Annotated in this window: 18 protein-coding genes; 11 read left to right on the forward strand and 7 right to left on the reverse strand. The window is 72.7% G+C overall.

The genetic code is table 11. The annotated features are described in order from the left end of the window. Positions 1-6 precede the first annotated feature (6 nt). Both AB0G11_RS01760 and AB0G11_RS01765 read left to right on the forward strand, forming a co-directional pair. Complete coding sequence (locus tag AB0G11_RS01760; protein WP_357583270.1) at positions 7-582, forward strand: TetR/AcrR family transcriptional regulator; 576 nt, start codon at positions 7-9, stop codon at positions 580-582. A gap of 50 nt (positions 583-632) precedes the next feature. Next, positions 633-1391 (forward strand): SDR family oxidoreductase, encoded by a 759-nt coding sequence (locus tag AB0G11_RS01765; RefSeq protein ID WP_357583272.1) that lies wholly within the window; start codon positions 633-635, stop codon positions 1389-1391. A 20-nt stretch (positions 1392-1411) separates the two neighbouring features. Here AB0G11_RS01765 and AB0G11_RS01770 read toward each other — a convergent pair whose 3' ends face one another. Next, positions 1412-2086 carry a GAP family protein gene (locus tag AB0G11_RS01770; protein ID WP_357583274.1) on the reverse strand — a complete coding sequence of 225 codons (675 nt, stop codon included), beginning with the start codon at positions 2084-2086 and terminating at the stop codon, positions 1412-1414. A 202-nt stretch (positions 2087-2288) separates the two neighbouring features. Here AB0G11_RS01770 and AB0G11_RS01775 point away from each other — a divergent pair, with 202 nt between their 5' ends. The 4 genes from AB0G11_RS01775 to AB0G11_RS01790 all read left to right on the forward strand — a co-directional run bounded on the left by AB0G11_RS01775 (position 2289) and on the right by AB0G11_RS01790 (position 5528). Then, on the forward strand, positions 2289-2738 hold the full coding sequence (locus AB0G11_RS01775) for a hypothetical protein (RefSeq protein WP_219508485.1): 450 nt from the start codon (positions 2289-2291) through the stop codon (positions 2736-2738). Continuing rightward, positions 2728-3966 carry a sensor histidine kinase gene (locus tag AB0G11_RS01780; RefSeq protein ID WP_357583276.1) on the forward strand — a complete coding sequence of 413 codons (1239 nt, stop codon included), beginning with the start codon at positions 2728-2730 and terminating at the stop codon, positions 3964-3966. Before AB0G11_RS01775 ends, AB0G11_RS01780 begins: the two co-directional genes overlap by 11 nt. Further along, positions 3963-4622: a response regulator transcription factor gene (locus AB0G11_RS01785; protein ID WP_357583278.1), complete on the forward strand. Its 660-nt coding sequence runs from the start codon at positions 3963-3965 to the stop codon at positions 4620-4622. The genes AB0G11_RS01780 and AB0G11_RS01785 overlap by 4 nt, the downstream gene beginning before the upstream one ends. Positions 4623-4694: 72 nt before the next feature. Next, positions 4695-5528, forward strand: coding sequence for an SAM-dependent methyltransferase (locus tag AB0G11_RS01790; protein ID WP_357583280.1), 834 nt, complete (start codon positions 4695-4697; stop codon positions 5526-5528). Between the two features lie 6 nt (positions 5529-5534). On the opposite strand, the gene AB0G11_RS01795 is transcribed toward AB0G11_RS01790, so the two are convergent. Next, positions 5535-6098 (reverse strand): hemerythrin domain-containing protein, encoded by a 564-nt coding sequence (locus AB0G11_RS01795; protein WP_219508489.1) that lies wholly within the window; start codon positions 6096-6098, stop codon positions 5535-5537. 132 nt (positions 6099-6230) lie between these two features. Here AB0G11_RS01795 and AB0G11_RS01800 point away from each other — a divergent pair, with 132 nt between their 5' ends. Both AB0G11_RS01800 and AB0G11_RS01805 read left to right on the forward strand, forming a co-directional pair. After that, positions 6231-7433, forward strand: a complete 1203-nt coding sequence (locus tag AB0G11_RS01800) for a hypothetical protein (protein ID WP_357583282.1) — start codon at positions 6231-6233, stop codon at positions 7431-7433. A 35-nt stretch (positions 7434-7468) separates the two neighbouring features. Continuing rightward, positions 7469-7918, forward strand: a complete 450-nt coding sequence (locus AB0G11_RS01805) for a hemerythrin domain-containing protein (protein ID WP_219508491.1) — start codon at positions 7469-7471, stop codon at positions 7916-7918. Here AB0G11_RS01805 and AB0G11_RS01810 read toward each other — a convergent pair. Both AB0G11_RS01810 and AB0G11_RS01815 read right to left on the reverse strand, forming a co-directional pair. Continuing rightward, positions 7912-8580: a response regulator transcription factor gene (locus tag AB0G11_RS01810; RefSeq protein WP_357583284.1), complete on the reverse strand. Its 669-nt coding sequence runs from the start codon at positions 8578-8580 to the stop codon at positions 7912-7914. The two genes, AB0G11_RS01805 and AB0G11_RS01810, sit on opposite strands and share 7 nt — an antisense overlap. Beyond that, positions 8577-9785 (reverse strand): sensor histidine kinase, encoded by a 1209-nt coding sequence (locus AB0G11_RS01815; protein WP_357583286.1) that lies wholly within the window; start codon positions 9783-9785, stop codon positions 8577-8579. Before AB0G11_RS01815 ends, AB0G11_RS01810 begins: the two co-directional genes overlap by 4 nt. 102 nt (positions 9786-9887) lie before the next feature. Between AB0G11_RS01815 and AB0G11_RS01820 the strand changes: the two genes are divergently transcribed. Then, positions 9888-10523, forward strand: a complete 636-nt coding sequence (locus AB0G11_RS01820) for a hypothetical protein (protein WP_357583288.1) — start codon at positions 9888-9890, stop codon at positions 10521-10523. Here AB0G11_RS01820 and AB0G11_RS01825 read toward each other — a convergent pair. Genes AB0G11_RS01825 through AB0G11_RS01835 form a run of 3 tightly spaced genes read right to left on the reverse strand, consistent with a single transcriptional unit; the run spans position 10520 to position 13348 of the window. After that, complete coding sequence (locus tag AB0G11_RS01825; RefSeq protein WP_357583290.1) at positions 10520-11470, reverse strand: NAD-dependent epimerase/dehydratase family protein; 951 nt, start codon at positions 11468-11470, stop codon at positions 10520-10522. The genes AB0G11_RS01820 and AB0G11_RS01825 overlap by 4 nt on opposite strands. 10 nt (positions 11471-11480) lie before the next feature. After that, entirely contained in the window at positions 11481-12137 is a 657-nt protein-coding gene (locus AB0G11_RS01830) for a response regulator transcription factor (RefSeq protein WP_357583292.1), read from the reverse strand. Between the two features lie 14 nt (positions 12138-12151). Then, positions 12152-13348, reverse strand: coding sequence for a sensor histidine kinase (locus tag AB0G11_RS01835; RefSeq protein ID WP_219508495.1), 1197 nt, complete (start codon positions 13346-13348; stop codon positions 12152-12154). 149 nt (positions 13349-13497) lie between these two features. Between AB0G11_RS01835 and AB0G11_RS01840 the strand changes: the two genes are divergently transcribed. Together AB0G11_RS01840 and AB0G11_RS01845 are read left to right on the forward strand one after the other, a co-directional pair. Continuing rightward, positions 13498-13968: a hypothetical protein gene (locus AB0G11_RS01840; RefSeq protein WP_219508496.1), complete on the forward strand. Its 471-nt coding sequence runs from the start codon at positions 13498-13500 to the stop codon at positions 13966-13968. 36 nt (positions 13969-14004) lie between these two features. Beyond that, on the forward strand, positions 14005-15540 hold the full coding sequence (locus AB0G11_RS01845; protein ID WP_357583294.1) for a helix-turn-helix domain-containing protein: 1536 nt from the start codon (positions 14005-14007) through the stop codon (positions 15538-15540). Positions 15541-15554: the final 14 nt, after the last annotated feature.

The following is a 15554-nucleotide window of genomic DNA, read 5'->3' on the forward strand; positions in this document are numbered from 1 at the left end:
CTGGGCATGGCGAGGGCGAAGGAGTTCGATCCGGAGGTCGCGTTGCGGCGCGCGCAGGAGCTGTTCTGGGAGCGCGGCTACGAGGCGACGTCGATGGCGGATCTGGTCGAGCACCTGGGTGTCGCGCGGGCGAGCATCTACGCCACGTTCGGCGGCAAGCACGAGCTCTACCTCAAGGCCCTGGGCCGCTATCTGCGGACGCAGGACCCGAACATCACCGACGCCCTGTCGCAGCCCGGCCCGGTGCTGCCGGCGCTGCGGGAGCTGATCTGGTCGTACGCGGAGGACTCGGCCGAGGGGCACCTGGGCTGCATGGTGGTTAACGCGGCCGTGGAGCTGGCGGCGCGCGATCCGGAGGCGGGGCGGTTCGTGGAGTCGAGCTGGCGGCACCTGGAGTCGACGCTGACGTCGGCGCTGGTGCGGGCCAGGGCGCAGGGCGAGCTGCCGGCCGACCGGGACCCGCAGGCGCTGGCCAGGCTGCTGCTGGTGCTTCTGCAGGGGATGCGGGTGCTGGGCCGCACCGAGGGCAACGGTGACCGGTTGCGTGACGCGGCCCGCCAGGCTCTGGTCCTGCTCGGGTGATGAACCCATACCCTTTTTAAAAACCGATCATTCTGATAGGAATAAGCAACATGACGCGATTCGACGGCAAGATCGTTCTCATTACCGGCGGCGCCGGGGCCATCGCCGGAGTCACGGCGCGGGCGTTCGCGGCGGAGGGTGCCACGGTGGTGCTCGCCGGGCGTGACGCGGCCAGGCTGACCGAGGCGGCCAAGCGCGTCCAGGCCGAGGGCGGCCGGGCCGACTGGGTAACCACCGACGTGACCAGCGCCGACGACGCCGCCCGCATGGTCGCCACCACCGTCGAGCGCCACGGCGGCCTGGACGTGGCCTTCAACAACGCGGGCGTGCTCGGTGCGGTGGGCCCGCTCGCCGACGTGGACCCCGCCGCGTGGTCGTCGCTCATGGACGCCAACGTGACCGGCGTGTTCCTGTCGATGAAGGCCGAGATCGCGCACATGCGGGCGCACGGCGGCGGCGCGATCGTCAACATGGCCTCCAACATCGGCGCTCACCGCAGGCTGCCCGGCCTGGGCGCGTACGCCGTGTCGAAGGCCGCCGTGAGCGCGCTCAGCCGGGCCGCCGCGCTGGACCACGCCGCCGACGGCGTCCGGGTCAACGCGATCAGCCCCGGCCCGATCGACACCCCGATGAGCATGCGGCCGGGCGAGACCGCCGAGGACCGCGACGCCCGGATGGCCGCGCAGCTCCCGATCGGCCGGGTCGGCCGGACGGAGGAGATCGCCGCGGCGGTGCTGTGGCTGGCCGCGCCCGAGTCGGCCTTCGTGCTGGGCCACGACCTGGTCGCCGACGGCGGCGCGAGCGCCTGACCAGGAGAAGGACGCCTCGCCTAGGCGAAGAACAGCGGAACGGCGGCGTCCCTGGCCAGCAGGAAGCCGGCGATGGCCAGGGTCCAGCTCACCATCGAGGCCGAGTGCTTGGCCAGCCACGCCCGCAGCCGCTCCAGCTTCGGCTCCAGCCACTCCCCGGCCGCCGTGCGCAGGGCGAGCAGCACCAGCGTCGGCACGATCATGACCAGCACGTACGCGCCGAGCAGCGGCACCCACACGCCCGGCGGCAGCTCGGCGGTGGTCATGATCCCGACGGCGGCGAGGTAGGGCAGCATGGTGGCCACCTCCAGCAGCCCGGCGGTCAGCGCCAGCATCACCATCGTGCGCGGCCCGCCGGTCCGGGGCTCGAAGCGGCGCTCCGGCTTGCCGAGCTTGGCCCGGCGTTTCGGGTCGAACCGGAAGCTCAGCGCGAACAGCCCCACCCCGAGCGCGAACTGCACCCAGTGGGCCGCCTGGCTCTCCAGCGCCTGCCCGAAGTTGTCCACAACTGTGGACAGGCCGAGCATGAGCCCGACGCCCACCAGGAAGTAGAAGCCGACCACGGTCACCAGGTAGATCAGCAGCCGTGACGTCCGCGTGGTCAGCAGCAGGTAGACCGGGATGCCCAGGGTGCCGAAGCTGGTGCTGTCGACCAGTGCCAGCGCGGCCAGGGTGAGCATCAGTCCGATCGTCATCCCCCGATCCTCCCGCCTGGCGCGACCGGCCACATCCTGCGCCCGACCGACCCGGGCGTACATCCTTCGACCGACCCGCGACGTACGGCGAAGCGGGACGGATACGTACAGACGCGTAGGCGAAAGGGGTCGCGAGACCGATGTCCCGGACCCCGCCCCGGACCTAGCCTCGAAGCCTCCTACCAGGAAGGATCCGGTCGAGATGAGTGCCAAGGGTCTGGGGCTTCCGCTGGTCGCCGTCGTCGGGCTGGCTGCGCTCGGCGTGCCCCGGGTGGTCGCGCACGACCTGCGGCTGGTCGGCCCGTCCGTCAACGCGCTGCTGGTGTTCGTGCCGATCGCCGTCTGGCTGGCGGTCGTGCTGTGGAAACGCGTGCCCAACGCGTTCATGACGCTGCTGGCGATCGGCGCGGCCTATGGTGTGCTGCTGGGACTCACCCACCAGGTGCTGTGGGCCGAGTCGTTCGGCGGTGATCCGCCCTCGCTCGGCGGCAACCTGGCTGGTGCGCTGTCACCGGCGGTCGAGGGGCTGCTGCTGCGGGCGTTCGCGTTCGGCAGCAGCCTGATGACCGGGCTGGCGGTCGGGGCCGCGGTGGGCGCGGTCGGCTGGGTGCTGTCGCGGCTGGTGCCGGGGCTGCGGCCGGGTGACGACTAGGGCGGAGGAGGCGGTGACGATCCGGGGCGAGCGACGGCAGCAGGCGGCCGACCTGGGGCTGGCCATGGTGGTGCTGGTCGTGGTCGGCACCGCGATCAGCGCCAACGTGGGCTCGGCGGGGGCGGAGCCGCCCGTGGCAGCCTACGGGTTCGGGCTGCTGCTGAGCGGGCTGATGTTCGTGCGCCGTCGCTGGCCGGTGGCGACGCTCGTCGTCACGGCCGCCGCCCTGCTGGTCTACTACCTGCTGTCCTATCCGCCCGTCGGGCTGGCCGTGCCGGTGGCGGCGGCCCTCTATTCGGCGGCCGAGCAGGGCAAGCTCCGGTGGGCCGTCGGCACGGCCGTCGCGCTGCTGGTGATCTCCACGACCGCGCGCACCGCCCACGGCGACGACCCCGCCTATCTGTACGGGTTCGAGCTCGCCACGTCGGTGGGCCTGATGGCCGCGGTGATCGCGCTGGGCGACACCGTGCGGTCACGGCGCGGCTGGCGGGCCGAGCTTGACAAGCAGGCCCGCGCGGCGCGGGCCGAACGCGAGCGGGAGGCCGCCCGCCGGGTCGGCGAGGAGCGGCTGCGGATCGCCCGCGACCTGCACGACCTGCTGGGCCACACGATCTCCGTCATCTCGCTGCACACCGACGTGGCCCGCGAGGCGCTGCGCGACGACCCCGACGCCGCCGAACGCTCGCTGGCGGTGGTCCGCGACGCCTGCGGCGACGTGGTCGCCGAGCTGCGCGCCTCGCTACGGGCACTGCGCGAGCCGCCGCTCGCCGACCAGGGCCGGCTGGCTCCGGTGCCGGGGCTCGACCGGCTGGACGAGCTGGCGCGGCCGGCGCGCGAGGCCGGGCTGGAGGTCGGGGTCAGCGTGCGCGGCACGCCGGTGCCGCTGCCCGCCGTCGCCGACGCGACCGCCTACCGCGTGGTCCAGGAGGCGCTGGTCAACGTGCTCAAGCACGCCGAGGCCCACCGGGTGGAGATCGAGCTCGCGTACGGGGAGGAGGCCCTGGTCGTCCGGGTGGCCGACGACGGCAAGGGCGGCCCCGGCGAGGGCAAGGGGAAATTCGACGACGGCAACGGGGCGCCAAGTGAGGGCGAGGGGCTGGACGGCGGGTGGGGGATCATGGGGATGCGCGAGCGGGTGGGGCTGCTGGGCGGCACCCTGCGGGTGAGCTCGCGGCCGTCGGAGGGGTTCGAGGTGGAGGCGCGCGTGCCGTACGGGGACCGGACGTGATCCGCGTCGTCCTGGTCGACGACCAGCACCTGGTGCGCGAGGGGCTGCGTGCCCTGCTCGACCGGGCGGGCGACATCACCGTGGTCGGTCACGCCAGCACCGGGCCCGAGGGCGTCGCGGTGACCGTCCGGGAGAAGCCGGACGTGGTGCTCATGGACATCCGCATGCCCGGCGGCGACGGGCTGGAGGCGACCAGGCGCATCATCGCCGACCCTGAGCTGCGCCGGGTCCAGGTGATCGTGCTGACCACGTTCGACACCGACGAGAACGTGCTCGACGCCGTGCGCGCGGGCGCGGCCGGGTTCCTGCTGAAGGACAGCACGCCGGAGCAGTTGCGCGAGGCGGTGCGGGTGGTCGCGGCGGGTGAGGCGCTGCTGTCGCCGGGCGTGACCCGGAGGGTGATGCGCGCGGCGGCGGCCGGCAGCCCGCCCCTGGAGACCGGCCGCCTCGACGCGCTCACCGAGCGGGAGCGCGAGGTGCTGGCCGAGGTGGGCCGGGGCCGCTCCAACGACGACATCGCCCGGGTGCTGTCGATGAGCCCGGCCACCGCCCGGACGCACGTCAGCCGCCTGCTGGGCAAGCTCGCGGCCCGCGACCGGTCGCAGCTCGTGGTGATCGCGTACGAGACCGGGCTGGTCGTGCCCGGCCGGGATTAGCCCGTCGAGGTGGGCCGGGCGAAAGGTTATGATCACGCACATCGCCCCCTGGACCTCCGAAGGAGCCCGCCAGTGCCCGAGAACGAGCAGGAGCGCGCACCACAAGGGATCGACATCACCAGGCCCAGCGTCTCCCGCGTCTACGATTTCATGCTCGGCGGCAAGGACAACTACGAGATCGACCGCCACGTGGCGCAACTGGCGCTGAAGGTCGCGCCCGACGCCCCCGAGGCGGCGCGGTCCAACCGGCAGTTCCTGCGGCGCACGGTCCGCCATCTGGCGGGCGAGGCCGGCATCCGCCAGTTTCTCGACATCGGCTCCGGGCTGCCGACCCAGGGCAACGTGCACGAGGTCGCCCAGGCGATCACGCCCGGCGCCCGCGTCGTCTACGTGGACCACGACCCGATCGTGCTCGTGCACGGCCGGGCGCTGCTGGCCGTGGACGCCAGCACGACCGTGATCGAGGCCGACATCCGTGAGCCCGAGGCCATCCTGGCGCACCCCGACGTCCGGGGACTGATCGACTTCACCCGGCCGGTGGGGCTGCTGCTGTTCGGCATCCTGCACCATCTGGCCGACGACGAGGACCCGGGCGGCATCGTCGCCCGGCTGATGGCGGCCCTGGCGCCGGGCAGCCATCTCGCGATCTCCCACTTCCACAATCCGGGCCGGGCCCACCCCGAGGTGGCGGAGCAGGCGCGCTCGGCCGAGAAGATCTTCAACGAGACGCTCGGCACCGGCCGGTGGCGCACCAGGGAGGAGATCCTCGCCTACTTCGACGGCCTCGAACTGCTGGAGCCCGGCCTGGTCCCGCTGCCGGAATGGCGGCCCGACAGGCGGGACGAACAGGCCGAGCTCGGCATCACGTACCACACCTTCGTCGGCGCGGTGGCGCGCAAGCCGTGACCGCGGTCAGGGGCGCTTGCCCATCGCCTGGCGGATGACGTCGCGCGCCCGGTCCATCATCGCGACCGGCGTGCCCATGAGCAGGTTCTTGGTCGCCGACTCGGTGCCGGGGTGCGGGTGCGTCGGCGCCATCGCCTCGGCGGCCCGGAGCCCGGCGCCCAGCGCGCGCCGCTCGGCCTCGCTGGTGCGGGCGCGGAACTCGGCGAACTCGTAGCGCTCCTCGCTGCGCGCGTGCGCCTCGACGGCGGCGCGCAGCACCAGCAGGTTCTCCATGAAGTCGGGCGCGTCCGGCCCGGCCTTGTCCATCTGCTGGAGGAGCTTCTTGGCCTGGTTCTCCTCGGCCAGGCGATCGTCGACGATGCCGTCACCGCCGTCGATCTTGCGGCGGGCGTACGGGTGGACGATCTCCTCCTCGGCCGTCTCGTGCACGGCCAGCAGCCGCACCAGGCGCGTGAACGCCTCGCCACGCTGCCCGGCGGGAGCCTGCTCGACCTCGTCGAACAGGTTTCTGATCATCCCGTGCTGGGCCAGCAGCAGTTCGATGACGTCGGTCTCGGTATCGGTCGCCATGGGTGGATCTCCTCTCGAATACGGCGGCTGCCTACCCTCGGACGCGCTGGTCACGCCTCACCTTGCCAACCGCAGGCCGTCCCCAGGCTTGGCGAGGAGATTGTCCGAAGTGCCCTCGGGTAGGTCGCGCCCATGACCTTCGACCCACTCCAAGAGCGGGGCATCCCGCTCGACAAGCAGCTACGCAACTGGCGCGAGCTGAACGTCATGCCCATCGACCCCGACCACGCCGACCCGTACACCCGGTGCCGGATCATCGCGATGAACGGGATCGAGGTGGAGGCGATCCTGTTCAGCCACCAGCTCGCCCGGCACTGCCCCGACCTGGAGCTCAAGCAGCAGCTCGCCCGGGTCCGCTACATCGAGGCGCAGCAGCAGAAGGCGGTCAACTGGCTGCTGCCGGGCGTCTCGTCGGTGCTGGAGACCACGCTCGCCTACGAGCAGGTGGCCGTCGACCTGACGGCCTGGGTGGCCCGCATGGAGCCCGACCCGTATCTGAAGCAGGCCTACCAGTTCGGCGTCCTGGAGGACTTCGACCACCTCTACCGGTACGCCAACCTGTACGAGATGATCGAGCACCGCAAGGCGGAGAAGATCGTCGACGACCTCACCGAGGTGATGCCGGGCCGCCCGACGTACCTGCACCACCGCGACCCGGTCGACAACGTACGCGAGCCGTACGACAAGAGCAGCGCCGAGCCGATCTCCAAGCTGCACGCGCTGACCATCATGGCCGCCGAGCAGCAGACCATGAACTTCTACATGAACGTCGGCCCCACCTACATGGAGCCGATCGCCCGCCAGCTCTACCAGGAGATCGGGCTCATCGAGGAGGAGCACGTCACCCACTACGAGTCGCTGGTCGACCCGGGCGAGAGCTGGTGGGAGATGCTGCTCAACCACGAGTACAACGAGTGCTACCTCTACCACTCGTTCATGGAGACCGAGTCCGACCCCAAGGTGAAGGCCATCTGGGAGCTGCACCTGAACATGGAGCTGGAGCACCTGCGGCTGGCCGCCGAGCTGTTCAAGAAGCACGACGGCCGCGACCCCGAGCAGGTGGTGGCCCCGGCGCTGCCGACGCCGGTCACGTTCGAGCCGAACAAGGCGTACCTGCGCGAGCTGATCGCCACGCAGATCGACTACACGACGCTGGGCACCGGCTACGTGCAGGAGGCTCACGAGCGGTTCGAGAAGATGCAGGACGCGATCATGGGCGGTGAGAAGCCGCCGTCGGAGCGGGTCATCGAGGAGAACCGCAGCAAGTCGGGCGAGGAGTACCGGCTGGAGACCGAGGGCCCGCACCCGGTGGAGAGCCTGCGCCTGGGCCGCTGAGGTTGGGCGGCCGGGGCCGGGGTAGTCCCGTTGCCATGGCTGCCGACGTCATCACCCTCATCACCGCTGATCACCGGCGGGTGGAAGCACTGCTCGACCGGCTCAAGGCGGAGCGGGGCGAGCGCCGGGACACCGTGGCCGAGCTGCACGTCCTTCTCACTGCGCACGCTCGCGCCGAGGAGGATCGGGTCTATCCCGGCATCGACGCCCATCACGGGCTGGAAGCACACAAGGAGGCCGAGGTCCTGCTCGACGCGCTGCGGCGCGCCGAGGCGGGCTCGGCCGGGTTCGTGGAGACGCTGGAGCTGCTGGCCGAGTCGATCGTCCCGCACATGCGGGAGGAGGAGACGACGATGCTGCCGCTGCTGGCCAGGACGGCAGGCGACAAGCGGTTGAAACGGATCGGCGCCGCCTTCGCCGAGCGCAGGCAGCAGCTCCTGCGCGCCCTGGCGGCGGCCAAACCTTTGGAACAGGCCGGTCAGTAGCCCCGGGTCACCCACACGGCGAGCTGAGTGCGGTCGCGCAGGGAGAGTTTGCGCAGGCAGCTGGAGATGTGGTTCCTGGCCGTGCCTTCGGAGATGTCCAGCCGCCGGGCGATCTCCCGGTTGGTCGCGCCGAGGCCGACCAGCCGGGCCACCTCCAGCTCGCGCCCGGTGAGCGGCCCGGTGAGTGGCCCGGTGAGCGGCCCGGTGAGTGGCGCCGCGGCGGGCGGCTCGTCCTGCCGCAGCGCGGCGACCAGCCGCGCGGCCGCGGGCCCGCCGAGCACGGTCTCCCCGGCGGCGACCCGTCGCACGGCGCCGACGAGCTCGTCAGGCGGCGTGTCCTTGAGCAGGTAGCCGCGGGCGCCGGCGCGCAGCCCGCCGAAGATGTACGCGTCGTCGTCGAACGTGGTAAGCATGATCGCCGCGATGCCGGGGAAATCCGTGCGCAGCCGCCCCACCAGCTCGACCCCGTCCATCACGGGCATCCGGGCGTCGACGAGCGCGACGTGCGGACGCTCGTCCGCGGCCGTCCCGGCGAGCAGTTCGAGGGCGTCGAGGCCGTTGCGGGCCGTTCCGGCGACGGCGATGCCGGGCTCGATCTCCAGCAGCTTGCGCAACCCTTCGCGCATGAGGATCTGGTCGTCGACCAGCAGGACGCGGATCACGCGGGCACCGTCGCGGTCAGCGCGAACCCGTCGCCGGGCCGGTTGTCGATCTGCAGGACGCCGCCGATCCCGGCCAGCCGCTCCTCCAGCCCGCGCAGGCCGAAGCCCTCTGCCACGCGCGCAGGGTCGGCGCCGTCGCCGTCGTCCGCGATCGTCACCGTGACCTCCCGGGGCGCGCAGCCGAGTGCGACCTCGACGCGGCGGGCCCGCGCGTGCCGCAGCACGTTCGTCAGCCCCTCCTGCAGAATCCGGTAGCAGACCAGCTCGTGCCCCTCGGCCACGGCGGGCCACTCGCCGTCCACGGTGAACGCCACCTCCAGGTCGGCCGACCGGAACGAGGCGGCCAGCAGCTCCATCGCCGCCGCGCCGGTGCGGCCCTCCATGCGCAGCGGCTTGAGCGCGCGGACCCATCGGCGGGTGTCGTTCAGCGCGTCGAGGGTCAGCTCCTGCGCCTGGCGCACCTCGTCCCACGCCGAGGCGGGCCGGGCGGTGCGGAACCGCAGGGCGTTGGCCAAGCTCATGTTGATGACCGTGAGGTGGTGGCCGACGCTGTCGTGCATGTCGCGGGCCATCCTGGCGCGCTCGTCGGCGACGGCCAGGTCACGCGCCTGCTCGGCGTGGCGGCGCAGCGCGGCGTGCGCCTCCTCCAGCTCCACCAGCAGGCGCCGGGTCCGTACGGCCTGCCGGTGCGCCTCCAGCAACGCCATCATGACCAGGACGATCACCAGGCAGAGGAACATCGCGAGCAGCCCGTTGACCACGGCCATGAACAGCGTCTGCGCCGGGTTGACCAGGCCGGCCCCGAAGTGCAGCAGCCCGGTCAGGACCGGGTAGAGCGCCGCGCCGCGCATGCCGAACACGACGAGCGCGTTGCCCACGGCCAGGCACGAGATGAGCAGCGTGGTGATGCTGCCCGCGGACATCATGAGCAGGCTCGCGCCCAGGAACAGCACGGTGACGGCCTTGCGCCGGGCGGGCGCCGAGGCCCGCCACGGCAGGAAGAACCACAGCACGCACGCGGCGAGCAGGGCGGCGCCGCCGATCCAGAACAGTGCCGAGATCAGCGGCTGTGCCGCCAGGCCGGGCCGGATGTCGGGGTGCAGGGTCGCCAGGTAGATGAGCGCGCTGAGCAGCGCGGCGCCCCAGAAGGTGATCTCCAGCGCCACCGGGGCCCGGTCGCCGTCGAACTCCGTCCAGCCCCGCATGCTCGCAGCATACGGCGGGCCGCGCGGGGCGGGCAGATGACATCCGGCACATGACAAAAAGCGGATGTTCCGCCCGTAGGCCGCGAACCTACGGTCGGTGCCATGAACTTCCCCAGGACAGGAGCCGTCATCGCCACGCTCTCCTTGGCCGCCATGCTGGCCGTGAGCTGGGCGCTGTGGGACGCGCTGCCGGAGCTGATCACGACCAGGGAGGCCACGCCCGACCGGGCCGGGGTCCGGGTGCCGCGACTCCTGGCCGCCGGGGCGCTCCCGGCCGCGCTGGTGCTCGTCGTGGCAGCCCTGGGCGCGGGCGTCGTGGTGGGGCGGCGGGCCCCGGCGGTCCTGAACACGCTGTTCACGCTCACGCCGTCGCGGGCCGCGCTGAGCGTGGTGCTCGGCACGCTGCCGCCGTTCCTGCTGGTCCTTCACACGGGACTGCTCGTCTGGACCGCCGGGTACGCGGTCCCGGTCGAGCAGATCATGGCCGCCTCCCTCGGCCTGCTGCTGGTCGCGCTGGGCCGGGCGCTGCCGAGGGTCACTCCGGACCTGCCGGAGGCGCCGGCCCGCGAGTGGAAGCGCGCGCAACGGCCGGGCGGGCTGGCGACGACGCTGGTCGGCGTCGCGTGCGCGGCGGCGGCCTGGGTCCTGCCGCCGCTGCCGGTCGCGGTCGCGGCCGTGCTCCTGGTGGCCGTGGTCCACCTGGTGATGGCCCTGGTCACGGTGGCCCGGCTGCGTTAGGCGGGCGCGTGGACGATCCCGTCGCGGATCAGCCGGTCGACGGCCTCGGCGACCGCCTCCAGCGGCGTGTAGCGGGGGCGGAAGCCGAGCAGGCGCTCGGCCTTGGCCATCGAGCAGTGCGGGCTGTGCGCGATGTGGTCGTAGGTGATCTCGGCGTCCGACTCCGGCACGGTCTCCCGCCACCGCTCCCACGGCAGGAACGCCAGTCGCGCCTCCCGCCCGAACCAGCCGGCCACCGCCTCGGCGTAGCCGCGCAGCGTGAGCGCGGAGGAGGCCACGCAGTGGAAGCTCTCCCCGACGGCGGCCGAGCGGGCGGCCAGCGCGGCCGTGAACTGCCGGGCCACGTCGTCGGCGTGCACGTGCTGGACGGTCTCCAGCCCCAGGTTGGGCAGCGTCAGCACGTCGCCGTCGGCCAGCGTCTGGAACGCGGCGGGATCGACGTTGCCCGCCGGGGTGACCGGCACCCAGCCGGGCCCGGTGATGTGCCCGGGGTGCAGCACGGTGACCGGCAGCCCGCTCTCGTGCAGCAGGTAGGACTCGACGGCCGCCTTCTTGATCCCGTAGTCGCCGAACGGCCGCCGGGGCCGGTCCTCCGTCGTCGGCACCTGCTCGCTGGGCCCGTGCACCCAGATCGTGCCGCAGTGCAGGAAGTGCCGCACCCGCCCGGCCAGGGCCTCGGCGAGCTGCCGGGCGCTGGACTCCTCGAAGCAGATCAGGTCGATGACGGCGTCGCCGCCCAGGCCGGCGATCCGCGCGCCGAACGTCCCGGCCGCCTCCTCCGCCTCCCGGTCGGCGACCACCGTGGTGACCTTCCGCCAGGCGCCGTGCGGGGTGTAGGGGCCCCGCCGGCCGCGGCTGACGGCCACCACGTCGTGTCCCGCCTCGACGAGCCGGGGGATCAGGTAGGTGCCGATGTGCCCGCTGGCGCCGATCACCACAGTGCGCATGGGGACCAGCCTAGATGCGCGGCTCGCCGGCCGCCTGGAGGTAGGTGAGCACCGCCAGGACCCGCCGGTTGCCGTCCTCCGCCTGGAGGCCGAGCTTGGCGAAGATGTTGCCGATGTGCTTGACCACCGCGCCCTCGGTGACGTGCAGCCCGGCGGCGATGTGGCCGTTGCTCTCTCCGGCGGCCATGCGGCCCAGCACCTCGCGCTCGCGCTCGCTCAGCGTGTCGATGGCGCGCGGGCGGTTGGCGGCCATCAGGTGGCCGATGACCTTGGGGTCGATGACGATCCCGCCGCCCGCGACGACGTCGAGCGAGTGCATGAAGTCGGTCACGCGCCCCACGCGGTCCTTCAGCAGATAGCCGACGCCGCCCCGGGGCTCGGCGATGAGCTTGGCCGCGTAGGCGTCGCCGAGATACTGCGACAGCACCAGGACGCCGATGCCCGGATGGGCGGCGCGGATCTCCAGGGCGGCGCGCAGCCCGTCGTCGAGGTTGCGCGGCGGCATCCGCACGTCGGTGATCACCACGTCGGGGCGCTGCTCGGCGACGGCCCGCAGCAGCTCGTCGGCGTCCTCGACGGCGCTGACGACCTCGTGGCCGAAGCGCTGGAGCAGGGCGACCAGCCCTTCCCTCATCAGGGCCGCGTCCTCGGCGATCACCACACGCATGATCCCATTGTCGCTCATCGAGGGCGGGGGATGTCGGCGACGATCCTCGTGGGGCCGCCGGGCGGGCTGTCCACGACGAGGTCGCCGGAGAGCATCGCGGCCCGCTCGTACATGCCGACGATCCCGGTCCCGCGCGCCGAGCTGGCGCCGCCGAGGCCGTCGTCGGTGACGGTCAGCACGATGCGGTCGCCGGGAGCGGCCAGCGTGACGTGGATCCGGTCGGGCATGGCGTGCTTGACGGCGTTGGCGACGGCCTCGCTGGCGATGTAGTAGAGCGACGACTCGACCGGCAGCGGGAGCCGTCCGACACCGTCGGCCTCGACCGTGGCGGGCACCGGCATGCGGTGCCCCAGCTCGCGCAGCGCGGCCCCGAGCCCGTCGTCGATCAGCGTGCGGGGGCGCAGCCCGTGCACGACGTCGCGCAGGGTGTCGAGGGCCAGCTCGTTCTCGCGCCTGACGGCCTCCAGCGACTCCAGCGCGGCGTCCTGCCTGGGCCCGGCGGGGATGGACTCGCGCAGCTCCAGTTCGAGCATGCCGAGGCGCATCGCGGCGGTGGCCAGGTGCTGCTGGGTGCCGTCGTGCAGGTCGCGCTCGATGCGCTGCCGCTCGCCCTCGAACCGCTCCAGCTCGGCGATGTTGGCCCTGGCCAGCGACGTCACCTGCGACTGAAGCTCGTCCATCCGGGGGGAGAGCAGCATTGTGGCCAGGAAGCTCTGCCCGCAGGCGAGCAGGGTCGAGACGTACGGCAGCGCCACGGTGGCGAGGAGGCTGGCGGCGAGCGCGAGCGTGAGCTCCAGCGGCTCGGGCCGCGTCTGCCATTCGATCGCGGTGAACACGACGAGCGCCACGACCACCCAGAGCACCGACAGGGCGGCCGCCACGGCGAGGAACACGACGGACAGCAGCCCGGTCGCGAGCTGCACCACCGCGAAGGCCACCTCCCGCCAGAACATCGGCTGCTGGAGCCTGGCGAGCCCGCCCGGGCCCGGCGGCCGGGGGATGGCCTCGAACCCGGCCAGCCGCACCATCCGGCGTTCGATCCTGGCCATGTACGCGGCCCAGAACGGGAACAGCAGCGGCAGGCTCACGGCCACGACCCCCGGCGCCCACAGCAGGGCGTGGACGAGGGTGTAGACCAGGCCACGCCACGGCCAGCGCGACGTCAGGAACCTGAAGGGGGAGCCGCGGAGCGCGGACCAGGCGTTGGACATGTCGTGCAGCCTATGGAGAACGGACATCTCCGGTCAGTGAGGGCATGAGGAGCGTTCAGGTGGACTTTCCCCTACCCCAAAACCCCACAAAGAGGATCATCCATATGCAAACATGATCTCGCTTCGTTCCCGATGAAAGGACGTACCACGTGCGTAAGAAGGCCCTCGCCCTGGCAGCCATGCTCGGCGCCGGCACGGTCCTCCTGCACCCGGCGCCGGCGATGGCCGCCGCCTACACCCCCGAGGCCGCGTGCGCCGAGCAGTCCGGACGGGGCGGCTGGACGCATGTGAGCGACAACAAGCGTGCGGTGAAGCACCGCGGCTCGACGTGGGGTCACGTCTATCTGATGTGGAACCGCGCCAGCCAGCAGAACTGCGTCGCCATGATCAAGACCAGGTACGCCGGCAAGTCCACCTACACCCAGGCGATCCTCAAGGTGCAGGGCGGCGGCGCGTACCGTGACCCGGGCACGCTGACGGCCAGGACGTACAAGTACTACGCCGCCGCCATCGGCTACGGCAAGGGCCAGTGCGTCGACTTCGAGGGCAAGACGACCAACGGCACGCGGAACTACGCCACCGCCGTCGGAAAGCGCGGCAGGCTCGCCAACTGCGGCTGACCTCCGCCGCGGGCATCCTGCGTGTACGCTGCGCGGATGCTGAAGCTGGACCGGTTGGTGAACGTGCTGGGAGGTTACGGCGCGCGGCTGCGGCTGGCGCCCGCCTCCCGGGGCGTCGAGCTGCGCAGCGTCGTCGTCCACGATCCGGCCGACGACCGGCCGGCCGGCGGTGACGTGTACCTGGCGGTGGGCGTGGAGTCGACCGCCGAGGCGATCCGGCTGGCCCGTGCCGCCAGAGCCGTCGTGGTGCTGGTCCGCGAGGGCGTCCCGGGCGACGACGAGGCGCTGACCGGCGCCCGCGACGCCGGGATGGCCGTGCTCGCCGTCGACCCCGAGGTGTCCTGGAGCCAGCTCCTCGGCGTGGTGTACGGCCTGGTCCTGGAGGGACGCGAGACCGAGGCGGGCCGCGGCCCGACCGACCTGTTCGCCTTCGCCGACACGCTGGCCGGCGAGCTGGGCAACCCGGTGACGATCGAGGACCAGATGTCGCGGGTGCTGGCCTACTCGGGCTCCCAGCAGAGCTCCGACCCGGTCCGGCTGGAGACGATCCTGGGCCGCCGGGTGCCCGACTCGATGCGGCGGCTGCTGGCGCGCAAAGGGGTCTTCCGCCACCTGGCGACCTCCGACGAGCCGGTGTTCGTGGCGCCGTCGCCGGAGCACGGGCTGCGCGGCCGGATGGTGGTGGCCGTGCGGGCCGGGCGCGAGCTGCTGGGGTCGATCTGGGTGGAGTGCGAGCGTCCGCTGGAGGGCGCGCCGCTGACCGTGCTGGCCGACGGCGCCCGGGCCGTCGCGCTGCACCTGCTGCGCTCGCGGGTGAGCGCCGACCTGGAGCGGCAGGTGGAGTCCGACCTGGTCATCCAGTTGCTGGAGGGCACCGCCGACGCCCCGGCGCTGATCAGCCGGCTGGGGCTGCCCGGCGGCCAGTTCCGGGTGATCGCGTTGCAGGCGCACGTCGGCGACGAGGCGCACGCCGCGATCCTGATGGCGTTCGAGCGGGCCACGACCGGGTTCGGCTGGTCGCGGCCGGGGCGCAGCGCGCTGTTCGGCAACACGCTCTACACGGTGCTGCCCAGCGGCGGCGAGCCGACGCCCGCCCGCGACTGGGTGGCCGCGATCGCGCACGTGCTGCCGCGCCGGGTCACGCTGATGGCCGGGGTCGGCGGCCCGGCCGTGCCCGCGCAGCTGCCCGCCAGCAGGCAGGAGGCGGACGAGAGCCTGGCCCTGCGCGCCGCCCGGCCCGACGGCGACCTGGCCGTGGTCTACGACGAGTCGTGGGACGCGATCCTGCTCCAGCGGCTGCGCGCGGCGGCGTCGGCGGGCCGCACCCCGGCGCGCGGTCCGGTCGCCGAGCTGACCAGGCACGACGCCGAGCATGGCACCCGCTACATCGAGACGCTGCGCGCCTGGCTGGAGGCGCAGGGCGATCTGGCCGTGGCCGCCACCCGGCTCGGCGTGCACCCGAACACCGTGCGCTACCGGTTCAGGAAGATGACCGCGATCACCGATCTGGGCCTCGACCAGCCGGAGAAGCGACTGGCGATGATCATCGCGTTGGCCGCCGCGTCGCCCTAGCCGGGCCGCGTTGT

The organism is Nonomuraea sp. NPDC023979 (genome assembly GCF_040639085.1).
Taxonomy (GTDB): Bacteria; Actinomycetota; Actinomycetes; order Streptosporangiales; family Streptosporangiaceae; genus Nonomuraea; species Nonomuraea ceibae.